Origin of the sequence: Marinobacterium sp. xm-g-48 (assembly GCF_013282925.1) — a bacterium.
Lineage (GTDB): Bacteria > Pseudomonadota > Gammaproteobacteria > Pseudomonadales > Balneatricaceae > Marinobacterium_E.
Genome location: NZ_WBYQ01000001.1, coordinates 92,340 through 105,097 on the forward strand (window position 1 = coordinate 92,340; position 12,758 = coordinate 105,097).

At 49.3% G+C, this 12,758-nt stretch carries 9 protein-coding genes; all 9 read left to right on the forward strand.

Annotated features, from left to right (window positions below; genetic code table 11):
- Positions 1 to 100: 100 nt before the first annotated feature.
- Positions 101 to 1,165, forward strand: coding sequence for a type IV pilus assembly protein PilM (gene pilM, locus XMG48_RS00455; RefSeq protein WP_173480107.1), 1,065 nt, complete (start codon positions 101 to 103; stop codon positions 1,163 to 1,165).
- The gene (locus XMG48_RS00460; RefSeq protein ID WP_173480108.1) at positions 1,152 to 1,703 is read left to right on the forward strand and encodes a PilN domain-containing protein; all 552 of its coding nucleotides are present in this window, start codon (positions 1,152 to 1,154) and stop codon (positions 1,701 to 1,703) included. The genes pilM and XMG48_RS00460 overlap by 14 nt, the downstream gene beginning before the upstream one ends.
- Positions 1,700 to 2,317 (forward strand): type 4a pilus biogenesis protein PilO, encoded by a 618-nt coding sequence (locus tag XMG48_RS00465; protein ID WP_173480109.1) that lies wholly within the window; start codon positions 1,700 to 1,702, stop codon positions 2,315 to 2,317. Before XMG48_RS00460 ends, XMG48_RS00465 begins: the two co-directional genes overlap by 4 nt.
- 4 nt (positions 2,318 to 2,321) lie before the next feature.
- Entirely contained in the window at positions 2,322 to 2,870 is a 549-nt protein-coding gene (locus tag XMG48_RS00470; protein ID WP_173480110.1) for a pilus assembly protein PilP, read from the forward strand.
- 3 nt (positions 2,871 to 2,873) lie between these two features.
- The gene (pilQ, locus tag XMG48_RS00475) at positions 2,874 to 4,937 is read left to right on the forward strand and encodes a type IV pilus secretin PilQ (protein ID WP_254442890.1); all 2,064 of its coding nucleotides are present in this window, start codon (positions 2,874 to 2,876) and stop codon (positions 4,935 to 4,937) included.
- A gap of 14 nt (positions 4,938 to 4,951) precedes the next feature.
- Entirely contained in the window at positions 4,952 to 5,476 is a 525-nt protein-coding gene (gene aroK, locus XMG48_RS00480) for a shikimate kinase AroK (protein ID WP_305792067.1), read from the forward strand.
- A 14-nt stretch (positions 5,477 to 5,490) separates the two neighbouring features.
- Positions 5,491 to 6,573 (forward strand): 3-dehydroquinate synthase, encoded by a 1,083-nt coding sequence (aroB, locus tag XMG48_RS00485; RefSeq protein WP_173480111.1) that lies wholly within the window; start codon positions 5,491 to 5,493, stop codon positions 6,571 to 6,573.
- Between the two features lie 182 nt (positions 6,574 to 6,755).
- A complete protein-coding gene (gltB, locus tag XMG48_RS00490; protein ID WP_173480112.1) occupies positions 6,756 to 11,210 on the forward strand; it encodes a glutamate synthase large subunit in 4,455 nt (1,484 codons plus the stop codon).
- A 59-nt stretch (positions 11,211 to 11,269) separates the two neighbouring features.
- A complete protein-coding gene (locus XMG48_RS00495; protein ID WP_173480113.1) occupies positions 11,270 to 12,694 on the forward strand; it encodes an FAD-dependent oxidoreductase in 1,425 nt (474 codons plus the stop codon).
- Positions 12,695 to 12,758: the final 64 nt, after the last annotated feature.

Genomic DNA, 12,758 nt, shown 5'->3' on the forward strand with positions numbered 1-12,758 from the left:
TATAACGAGAACTTGATTTAGGTCCATAATGTCACTTGTAACTTTTGTGACCTAGTCTAGAGTGAAGTTAGATAATATCCACTAATTATTAGGTATTTTTGTGTTCAAACTCTTTGGTGGTAACAAACAAAGTGTTTTGGGAGTTGATATCGGGAACTCCTCTCTTAAGCTTGTTGCTTTAAGCTTTCGTGGAAAGACGCCTGTGCTGGACGGCTTTGGCGTCATCTCTCTGCCAGAAAAATCCTTTGTAGATGGCAGTATTGAGAAACCTGAAGAGGTTGCCGATGCCATTGTCAAAGCACAACGTCTGGCGGGTGTGAAAGCCACGCGAGCCATCACATCCGTAGCCGCCTCTGACGTGATCACAAAAGAGATTCAAATTTCTGAACTGTTCTACGGCTTTGACCTTGAAGAGCAAGTTAAAATTGAAGCCGATCAATTTATCCCCTATCCAATAGAGGATGTTGCACTGGATTTCGAGGTGCTAGGGCCTGTGCAAGGTAATCCGGCATTTAATCGAATTGGGATTGTCGCTTGTCGTCGCGACGGCGTCTCTGCTCGAGAGGATTGCCTAGATTTGGCTGGGCTCCAATGCGATGTGGTTGATGTAGATACCTATGTCTATGAACGCGCACTCCCACCAGAAGAGCTGGTGCCTGGAAGAGCCTGTGCGATTGTCGATTTTGGCGCTCATAATCTTACCTTTTACGCTTTTAAGGATGGCTTGATTAGCTACCATCGTGAGCATACCTTTGGGGGCGAGGAACTACTGCAGCAACTGCAACTCTACACAGAGCTGCCGCATGATGAATTGGCTGCACAGCTGCGACACGGTGAACTAGATCCCTCGCTTATCAGTCTCATGGAGAGCTTTGCTGATTCAGCGGTTCAGCAGGTCTCTAGAGCTTTGCAGTTCTATTCAGCTTCGGGGTCCCAAGAGCAGTTATCGACACTGTATATTACGGGCGGTCTAGCCTCTCTACCTGGTATTAAAGATAAATTGAGTAGTGAGTTAGGTATCAGGGTTCATGGTTTAGATCCGTTTGAGAGGGTAGAGATTGCATCCCAGATTAATATGGATCGATTAAATGCCGAGAAGAACGCTTTGACTAAAGCACTCTCTTTAGCCTTGCGTGGTGTCGGGGGGCAATATGAGAACCATTAACCTGAGACCTTGGCGTGAAGAGCGAAATGCTTTCCTGCAAAAACGTTTCTACACACAACTTATCGTCACTGCTCTGTTGGCCGCTTCGATTGTCGGAGCGAGTTACTACTACCTAACAGTTATGTTGAATAGGCAGCAGGATCGAAATGCCTATTTAACCAGCGAAATTTCGCGTCTAGATGTCAAACTGAAAGAGATACAAGAGCTTAAAAATAAGCGTGAACGCCTGCTAGAACGACTGACTGCAATTCAAGAGCTGCAGGGTACACGTCCTATTATTGTTCGCACCTTTGATGAGTTGGTAGAGGTTATGCCTGATGGCATTCACTACCAGTCACTGAACCGCTCTGGCCAAGAGATGTCGATCAATGGCCTTGCGGTTGCTAATGAAGATGTCTCGTCGTTGATGCGCACATTAAATGACTCCATCTGGTTTGGTGAGCCCTCGTTGTCGAAAGTCGCGACACAGAATGGTTTGAAGAGTTTTAATTTGCGAGTGCCGCTTGAGCGCCCCAATGTTGAGGAGGCTGCACAATGAGCTCAGTTTCCCTAAAACAGAAGTTTGAACGCGCGTTTCGCGGTTTTGACATCAATAACTTAGATCTGTCCGAAGCTTGGAGCTGGCCTTATGGCGTAAAAGCGATCGCGTTTGCTCTTTTGTTCATCGTTATTAATGGTGTCGGCTTTAACTTCTTAGTGATGGATCAAAAAGAGTCGCTCGACAGAGAGATTGGTAAAGAGCAGACACTCAAAACTCAGTTTGAAGCGAAGTCCTACCAAGTGGCCTCACTGGATGCACTGAGACGTCAAATGGCGGACGTTGAGTTGCGCTTTGCTGAGATGCTGGCGCAACTGCCAACAGAGAAAGAGGTACCGGGTCTGCTCGAGGATATCAGTGCGACAGGTCGAAACGCGGGACTTGAAATAGACTCCATCGCGCTGCAGCCAGAACGCAAAGCCTCATTCTATGTCGAGCTACCGATCGCCATTCAGGTTAAAGGTACCTACCATCAGATGGGTCAGTTCGTGTCGGGTGTTGCCAGCGTTAAGCGCATCGTAACCCTACATGATTTCAACCTTAGCCCAGCCAATGGTGATCTTTTGACCATGAGCATCAGCGCTAAAACTTACCGCTATGATGATGAGGAGTGATGTGATGAATAGAACAATCAAACATCTCTCTCTCATCGCGCTATTGGCATCTCTTTTGCAGGGTTGTATCTGGGTAGATGATTCGTCGGACCTTAAACTCTTTGTTCGTGAGAAGCTGGCGGCGCCTGGAGGTGGCATTGAACCGCTGCCTGAGCTGATCGCCTACGAAGCCTTTGTTTATGAAGGACCTTGGCAGCGTGATCCCTTTGTACCGCTATTGCCACAACAGTTTCTCGATGACGATGAGGTCGTGGTTGCACCAACAATCATGCCTGATTTCAATCGTATTAAAGAGTACTTGGAAGAGTTTCCGGTTGAGCAGTTGCAGATGGTAGGAACAATTACCTCGCCAATGGATGGTCAATTGATCGCCCTAGTCAGAGACAGTAACTCTGAAGTGCATCAGATTAAAATGGGTGCTCGCATGGGCATCGATTATGGTGTTGTAGTGAATATTGATGAACGCGGTATTGAGTTGAAAGAGATTGTATCGAACGGCCGCGGCGGCTGGATGAGCAGACCCAGAGTCGTCAAACTGCCGGGATTGGAGTAAGCCATGAATATGAAGAGATGGAAATTAAATATGTCGGTTCAGCGTTTAGTTACTCTGGTCACTTTGATGCTTATGTCGACGATGGCGTCGGCGCAAACGTTAAATGCTGTGGTTGCGACTGCGCTGCCGGGCAATCAGACAGAGTTGAGGTTTGACTTCACGGATCAACCGGCCGAACCAAAAATTTACGCAGTGGATACACCTGCGAGGTTGGTGGTTGATTTGTGGGGTGTTGATAAATCTGAGCAGTTGGATCGTTCAATCAGTGTTGGCTCTGGTCCCGTATCAAAACTGCTTTTTGCAGAAACCAACGATCGCCTTCGTGTCGTTGTCGAGCTGACGGAATCGGTTGGCTACCAAACCTCAGTGCAGGGTAATCAATTGATCCTCTCAATGGGTAACTCAACTCAAGCTTCAGCCGCTACTGCAGCAACGGCATCTAAAGCAGCTCCTGCTCAAAAAACCACTGTAGATGACACAACACGAGTAGTGGGTGTCGATTTTGAGCGTCTAGAAGGCAATCAAGGTCGGGTGACGATCTCTCTGAGTGACGATCGTGCTGGATTGGATATTATCGAAGAGGGTAACGGCGTCATTGTTAATCTGGTCGGGGCAACCTTGGCACCCGGGCTGTCTCAAAAGCTTGATGTCAAAGCCTTTGCGACACCGATTAACTTTATCGACTCGATGAATGCTGATGGCAGTGCGGCAATTTTGATTCTGCCCTCTAGCGACCCTTACGATTACCTCGCGTACCAATCCAACAACCAACTAGTGCTAGATTTCAAACCGATCTCGTTGAGTGCTCAAGCGGATCTTCAGAAAGATCTGTTCCCGTTTACCGGTGAAGAGATCGATCTAAACTTCCAAAATGTAGAGGTGCGCTCTGTACTCCAAATCATTGCAGAAGTGGCAGAGAAGAACCTAGTGGTAGGCGATGAAGTGAGCGGTAATACCACGCTTCGTCTGAAGAATGTCCCTTGGGATCAGGCGCTGGATATTATTTTGAAGACCAACGGGCTGGATAAGCGTGTCGTGGGTAACGTCATGCTAGTGGGCGATGCAACACAAATCGCCGATCGTGAACGTCAAGAGCTTGAAAACCAGCAACAGGTTAAAGAGCTGGCGCCGCTGGTAACCGAATACATCCAGATCGACTACCGCCGTGCCTCTGAGATGAAAGAGTATCTTTCGGCGGCCAATCTGATCAGTGAGCGTGGTTTTGTATTGGCTGATGACCAAACCAACGTCCTAATGGTGCGTGAGACTAACGCAGCCATCGAAGATATCCGCCGAACTCTGAAGCGCTTTGATGTTGAAGTCGCTCAGATCATGGTGGAGGCGCGCGTAGTCACGGCTTCGGCGAACTTCTCAGAAAGTCTTGGTGTTAAATGGGGTTTTGCTAATGGCCCAACCACCGTATTGGGTGATGGTCAGCTCTCTTTTGGTTCAGGCATTACGGCTCCAGGTGTGGCGGGCGTCACTCAGTCTGGTTTGAATGTGGACTTCGGTGTGGCAGGACCCTCTCTAGCGGTCGGCTTTATCAAAAACTCGCTACTGCTCTCGGCTGAACTTTCTGCGCTTGAGAGCTCAGGTAATGGTGAGGTGATTTCACAACCTAAGGTGATTACAACCAATGGTAAGGCGGCGAATATCACCTCTGGGCAACAGATTCCGTACCAAACTGTTGAAGACGGTACAACGACAACCGCATTCAAAGATGTCGCGCTCTCGCTTAACGTTACACCCCAGCTAAACCCAGGTGACCGAATCGCTATGGATCTGGCAATTAATCAGGACAGTGTGGGCTCAACCCTGGCTAATGGTGAAATTTCTATCAATACAAACCAATTAACTACTTCGGTTGTGGTTAACGATGGTGATACCATAGTGCTTGGTGGGGTATTCCGTACTGAAGCATCCGATGGTGTTCAGAAGGTTCCAGGTCTAGGTGACCTGCCTGTTATTGGTGCTGCGTTTAGAAATCGACAGACAACAGAACAGAAGAACGAGTTGTTGATCTTCATTACCCCGAAACTGATTCGTGAGTCACTGAACGTGCGGTAGTGTAAGGCTGTTTTTTGAAAATATTTTTAATTGGCCCTATGGGATCTGGAAAGAGCACCATAGGGCGTTTGCTTTCTAACGAGCTGAAATTGGAGTTTATTGACTCCGATAAAGTGATTGTTGACCGTGCTGGCGCCGATATTCCTTGGATCTTCGATGTTGAGGGTGAAGAGGGCTTTCGCGATCGCGAGCAGACGGTTATCGATCTAATCACTCAGCAAGATGACATCGTCTTAGCGACGGGCGGTGGTGCTGTGATGCGCCCAGCCAACCGAGAATTCCTCCGCAGCCGTGGTTTCGTTATCTACCTAGAAACCAGTATTGATCAGCAGATTGAGCGCACCGCGCGTGATCGCAACCGTCCTCTGCTGCAAACCCAAGATCCTCGCAAGACACTAGAGACCCTTTTAGAAAAACGAGATCCACTCTACCGCGACACCGCCGATATGATACTGCGCACTGATCGCAGACATCCGCGTATGGTCATCAGTGAGATCGTCAAAGCCCTTAAAAAACATCGCGTTCTGAAAAGCGCGTAGTCAGGATTCATCGCATGCAAGAGTTAAAAGTCGACTTAGGTGACCGTAGCTACCCTATCTACGTAGGCGACCATCTTTTTCAGAAAGTAGATATTGCGGGTGCGGTTCGGGGTAAGCAGGTAATGATCGTCACCAATGAGACGATTGCTCCACTCTACTTGAGCGCGCTGCGTGACCAGCTTCCTGGCCTTCAAGTGGACGAAGTGATTCTGCCAGACGGTGAGTCATTCAAAACTTTAGATACTCTTAACCTTATTTTCGATGCCTTGTTGCAGATGCGCCACAACCGCACGACCACACTGATCGCTCTAGGTGGTGGAGTTATCGGAGATATGACTGGTTTCGCAGCGGCCTCCTATCAGCGTGGTGTCGATTTCATTCAGATACCGACAACCTTGCTCTCTCAGGTAGACTCATCGGTGGGGGGGAAAACGGGCGTTAACCATCCGCTGGGTAAGAATATGATCGGTGCCTTTTATCAGCCCAAAGCGGTATTGGCCGATACCGATGTCTTGAAGACACTCCCAGAGCGTGAGTTGGCCGCGGGTCTTGCTGAAGTGATCAAGTACGGTTTGATCTACGATGTTGAATTTCTTGCTTGGCTGGAGAAGAACATCGATGGACTTAACGACTGTGATCCTGAGTTGATGGCATATGCCATTAAACGTTCTTGTGAAATCAAAGCAGAGGTCGTTGCACAAGATGAGCGTGAAGGCGGTATTCGTGCCATTTTGAATCTTGGTCACACCTTTGGCCATGCCATTGAGACTGATCAGGGCTACGGAAATTGGCTGCATGGTGAAGCGGTGGGAGCAGGTATGTGGATGGCTGCAGATCTTTCGATGCGTCTCGGTTGGTTAGAGCCTGCTGATTTAGCACGTGTTGAAACACTCTTGCGTCGAGCGAAGTTGCCGATAGCACCTCCAGCAGATATGACGCCGGATCGGTTTATTGAGTTGATGTCGGTTGATAAGAAGGTTTTAGACGGTCAGATTCGACTCGTCTTGCTGCAACAGCTAGGTCAGGCAGTCGTTACCAGCGAGGTCGACCCCGAAGCCCTAAAATCGACACTAAAGCAGCACTACAGCGGCGAATAAAAAAATTCCGACTTACAAAACGCGCCAACTTGGCGCGTTTTTTGTTTTTTCTTGGTCGATTTGTAGCCAGAGCCGTAGAAGTGTAGAATTACGGTCCCATTTTGCCTCTGTGTCATTTCTCTAGAGGTGTATTCAGGTTTTAAGTGCCTGATTTTATTTAAGTTTTTAGGTAGGAATAGCGTATGAGCAACGGTCTGTATCGCGCGGATGAATTTAAAGATAACTGCGGTTTTGGTCTAATGGCCCACATGCAGGGCGAAGCAAGTCATAAGGTACTTGATAACGCCATTGAAGCATTGGCCTGCATGACTCACCGTGGTGGTATTGCAGCGGATGGTAAGACGGGTGATGGCTGTGGTCTGTTGATGCAGATGCCACGCGATTTCATGCGTGCAGCCGCTAAGAATGAGTTGAATGTCGACCTAACTGACACCTTTGCTGTTGGCATGGTATTCCTATCTAAGGATGCCGCGGCGGCTGACAATGCTCGTACTGTCATGAATCGCGAACTTGAAGCGCAGGGCCTTACCGTTGCTGGCTGGCGTGTAGTTCCGACGGATGACAGCTGCCTTGGTCCTATCGCGAAAGAGACGCTTCCACAGATCGAACAAGTTCTGATCAATGTGTCAGACATGGATGCAAAAGCGCTTGAAGTTGCGCTGTTTGTGGCTCGCCGTAAAGTTGAGATCGCTCTGTCTGATGATGCAGATTTCTACATCTGTACCCTATCTGAGCGCGTGATCAGCTACAAAGGCTTGATGATGCCGGTCGATCTTCCTGTGTTCTATAAAGACCTTGCAGATCCTGAGTTGAAGACAGCGGTGTGTACCTACCACCAGCGCTTCTCAACGAACACAGCACCGCGCTGGCCTCTTGCACAGCCATTCCGTTTCCTTGCCCACAATGGCGAGATCAACACGGTTGAAGGTAACCGCAACTGGGCACGTGCTCGCGCCTCTAAATTTGCTACTCCATTGATTCCAAATCTTGATGAGCTACAGCCAATCGTTAACACCACCGGCTCTGACTCGTCATCAATGGATAACATGATCGAATTCCTACTGGTTGGTGGTATCGATATCTACCGCGCGGTTCGTATGATCATTCCACCTGCGTGGCAGAACGTTGACACCATGGACACTGAGCTACGTGCATTCTACGAGTACAACTCGATGCACATGGAAGCTTGGGATGGTCCTGCTGGTATGGTTATGACTGACGGTCGTTACGCGGTCTGTCTTCTAGACCGTAACGGTCTTCGTCCATCTCGTTGGGTGATGACCAAAGATGGCATGATCTGTACCGCTTCTGAGATCGGTGTATTCAGCTACGAGCCAAGCGATATTGTTGCTCAAGGTCGTGTTGGACCGGGTCAGATTCTAGCAATCGATACAGAGACAGGTGATGTACTGCACACTGATGATGTCGATAATCGTCTTAAGAAGGCACAGCCTTACAAGCAGTGGTTGAAAGAGAACACACTGCGTCTAGAGAACACGATGAATCTTTCCGTTGAAGCGGAAGCGCTCAGTGATATGTCCCCAGAAGAGACTAAGACTTACATGAAGATGTTCAATGTAAGTTTTGAAGAGCGTGACCAGGTGCTTCGTCCGTTGGGCGAAAGTGGCATGGAAGCGGTTGGCTCAATGGGTGATGACAAGCCGATGGCCGTGTTATCAGAGAAGATTCGTTCGCCATACGATTACTTCCGTCAGCAGTTTGCTCAGGTGACCAACCCACCAATCGACCCACTACGTGAAGCGATCGTGATGTCACTAGAGACCTGCCTAGGTCGTGAGCAAAACGTATTTGAAGAGACTGCGGATCACGCTCGTCGTGTTGTATTGACGATGCCAGTACTCTCTGCAAGCAAGTTCTACCGTATTCGTGACAACGATGAAAAAGGGTTTGAAGTTGCTGTTATCGATCTTAACTACAACCCAGAAGAGTTATCGCTTGATAAAGCGATCGTTGCTGTCTGTGATAAGGCGGAAGCTGAGGTTCGTGCTGGAAAATCGATCATCATCCTATCGGATGCCAACATCGAGAAGGGTAAGTTACCTATCCATGCAGCAATGGCGACGGGTGCTGTTCACCACCGTCTAATCGATACTGGTATCCGTACTGATGCCAACATCATTGTAGAGACGGGTACAGCTCGTGACCCACACCACTTCGCAGTGCTATTCGGTTTTGGTGCAACCGCGGTCTACCCATACTTGGCTTACCGTGTGCTGACTGATCTTTGTCGCACTGGTGAGATGCTACAAGATGCTCTACAAAGCCATGAGAACTACCGTAAAGGTATTGATAAAGGCCTGTTCAAGATCTTGTCTAAGATGGGTATCTCGACCATCGCGTCGTACCGTGGTGCTCAGTTGTTTGAAGCGATCGGTCTTAGTGATGAAGTGGTTGATCTCTGTTTCAAAGGGGTTACTAGCCGTATTCAGGGCTCTAAATTTGCTCACTTTGAAGAGGACCAAGCGGCGTTGGCTAAAACAGCCTTCATCGCACGTAAGCCAATCACTGATGGCGGCCTACTGAAGTACAAGTTTGGTGGCGAGTACCATGCTTACAACCCAGACGTGGTTCAAGCAATCCACGAAGCGGTTAAGTCGGGTGATCAGAAGCACTACGACCGTTACGCTAAACTGGTTAACGAACGTGGCATTGCGACGATTCGTGACATGCTTAAGCTTAAAGATGTCACTCCGATCAGCATTGACGAAGTAGAACCCGCTGAAGCGATCTACCCTCGTTTTGATACAGCAGCAATGTCGCTGGGTGCACTCTCTCCAGAGGCGCATGAAGCTCTAGCGGTTGCTATGAACGAACTGGGCGGTCGCTCTAACTCAGGTGAGGGTGGTGAAGATCCTGTTCGTCACGGCACTATTAAGCGCTCTAAGATCAAGCAGATCGCTTCGGGCCGTTTTGGTGTAACACCGGAGTACCTCGTTAATGCCGATGTTATGCAGATTAAAGTGGCTCAGGGTGCGAAACCGGGTGAAGGTGGTCAGTTGCCAGGTGGTAAGGTTAACAGCCTAATCGCACGTCTACGTTACTCAGTGCCAGGTGTGACATTGATCTCGCCTCCACCGCACCATGATATCTACTCGATTGAGGATTTGGCGCAGCTTATTTTCGACCTTAAACAGGTGAACCCTGAAGGTCTGGTCTCTGTGAAGCTCGTTTCTCGTCCAGGTGTCGGTACCATTGCCTGTGGTGTAGCAAAAGCCTACGCAGATTTGATCACAATTTCTGGTTACGACGGTGGTACTGCGGCATCACCTCTAACATCGATTCACTACGCAGGTTCGCCTTGGGAACTTGGTCTAGCCGATACTCACCAGTCACTGCGCGGTAACCACCTGCGTGGTGCGATTCGTCTGCAGACAGACGGTGGTTTGAAAACGGGTCTAGACGTTGTTAAAGGCGCGCTACTGGGTGCAGAGAGCTTCGGTTTCGGTACTATGCCAATGGTTGCATTGGGTTGTAAGTACCTACGTATCTGTCACTTGAACAACTGTGCGACCGGTGTTGCGACGCAGAATGATCGTCTACGTAGCGATCACTTCCGCGGTACTGTAGAGATGGTTAAGAACTACTTCCGCTTTGTGGCAGAAGAGGTTCGTCAGATCATGGCTCAGCTGGGTCTGCGCACTGTCGAAGAGATGGTTGGCCGTGTTGATCTACTAGAGATCATTGAAGGCAAAACAGATCGTCAGAAATCACTGGATCTTTCGCCACTCATCAGCGATGCCGGTGTGCCAGCAGATCGTCCACAGACGGTTCAGCAAGAGCGCAACGTTCCGTTTGATGAAGGCCGTCTAAACACTGACATGTTAGCGATGGCGCAAGCTGCAATCGATTCAGCAGCCGGCGGTGAGTTTGAACTGACAATCACTAACTGTGACCGTTCAGTGGGCGCACGCACCTCGGGTGCTATCGCTAAGAAACACGGCAACTTGGGCATGGAAAACAACCCAATTACCTTTAAGTTCCGTGGCCATGCAGGTCAATCATTCGGTGTCTGGAACGCCGGTGGTCAGAACCTTCTTCTAGAGGGTGATGCGAACGACTACGTTGGTAAAGGCATGGCGGGCGGTAAGATCGTCATCAAACCATTCTCAGAAGTGACTTACGCCTCACAAGAGACTGCGATTATCGGTAACACCTGTCTATACGGTGCAACAGGCGGTAAGTTGTTCGCAGCGGGCTGTGCAGGTGAACGTTTCGGTGTTCGTAACTCAGGTGTACACGCCGTGGTTGAAGGCGCCGGTGATCACTGTTGTGAGTACATGACAGGCGGTTTGGTAACGGTTCTGGGTGATACAGGTTACAACTTTGGTGCAGGTATGACGGGCGGTTTCGCTTATGTACTGGATAAAGATCGTAGCTTCGTGGATAAGTACAACCACGAATTGGTTGATATTCACCGTATCCACACCGAGCACATGGAGCAGTACAAAAACCACCTACGCTCAGTGATCATCGAATTCGTTCGTGAAACGGGCAGTGCGTGGGGTCAGGAAATTCTTGATAACTACGAAGATTTCCTCGGCAGTTTCTGGCTGGTTAAGCCAAAAGCGGCGAGCCTAGATGTTCTGCTAAACAGCATGACACACGCTCCAGAGTAAGATTTAGGTTTATTAGATTATCGCCCAGATGCGTCTGGGCTTAGACAAGAGGTGGGACTATGACTACCCGTCTTCACAACAATTTTCAGTTTGTTGAAGTAGGCCGTAAGGGCCCAGAAAAGATCGAAGCAGAAGTACGCCGTGGCGAGTTTGCTGAGATCTATCAGCCGTTTGAACAAGAGGACGTTAATGCACAGGCACACCGTTGTCTTGAGTGTGGTAACCCATACTGTTCATGGAAGTGTCCGGTACACAACCACATCCCTAACTGGTTGAAACTGGTATCAGAGGGTAACTTGTTTGAAGCGGCTACTCTGTCGCACCAGACAAACTCACTGCCAGAAGTGTGTGGCCGTGTCTGCCCACAAGATCGCCTCTGTGAAGGTGCTTGTACACTCAACGAAGAGTTTGGTGCAGTGACCATCGGTTCGGTAGAAAAGTACATCACGGATACCGCTTTTGCTATGGGCTGGCGTCCAGACATGTCCAATGTAACCTGGACTGATAAGAAGGTTGCTGTCATCGGTGCAGGCCCTGCAGGTCTTGGTTGTGCCGACATCCTTGCGCGTAACGGCGTTAAGCCAGTGGTATTCGATCGTAACCCAGAGATCGGCGGTCTACTGACCTTCGGTATTCCTGAGTTTAAGCTTGAGAAAGATGTCATGGTTCAGCGTCGTGAGATCTTCGAAGCGATGGGTGTTGAGTTCAAACTGAACACTGAAGTGGGTAAAGACATCACGATGCAGGAACTGGTTGATCAGTTCGATGCAGTTTTCCTTGGCATGGGTACTTACACCTACATGAAGGGTGGTTTCCCAGGTGAAGACCTTGACGGTGTTTACGATGCACTGCCTTTCTTGATCTCTAACGTAAACCACTGCCGTGGCTACGAGAAAGATGCTTCTGAATACATCAGCATGGAAGGTAAGAGAGTTGTTGTGCTTGGTGGTGGTGACACTGCGATGGACTGTAACCGTACCTCGATCCGTCAAAAAGCGGCGAGCGTAACCTGTGCTTACCGCCGTGACGAAGAGAATATGCCAGGCTCTAAGCGCGAAGTCGAAAACGCGCGTGAAGAGGGCGTCAACTTCATGTTTAACCGTCAGCCCGTTGAAGTGGTTGGTGAGAACGGCAAAGTAACCGGTATCAAAGTGGTTACCACTCAGATGGGTGAGCCCGATGAGAACGGTCGTCGTCGCGCAGAAGTGGTCGAAGGTTCAGAAGAGATCCTACCTGCTGATGCGGTATTGGTTGCATTCGGTTTCCGTCCTAGCCCAGCGCCTTGGATGGCTGATTTCGGTATCAACCTTCACCAAGACGGTCGTGTCGATGCTGCACTAGAGGGTGATCGCCTGCCGTTCCAGACGTCAAACCCTAAAGTGTTTGCCGGTGGTGATATGGTGCGTGGCTCTGACCTGGTCGTTACCGCGATTTACGAAGGCCGTAACGCAGCTGAAGGTATTCTTGATTACCTAGAGGTTTAATCCTCGCTGATCTACATCAAAAGCCGCTGACCCCAGCGGCTTTTTATTAACTGCTTAACAGGCT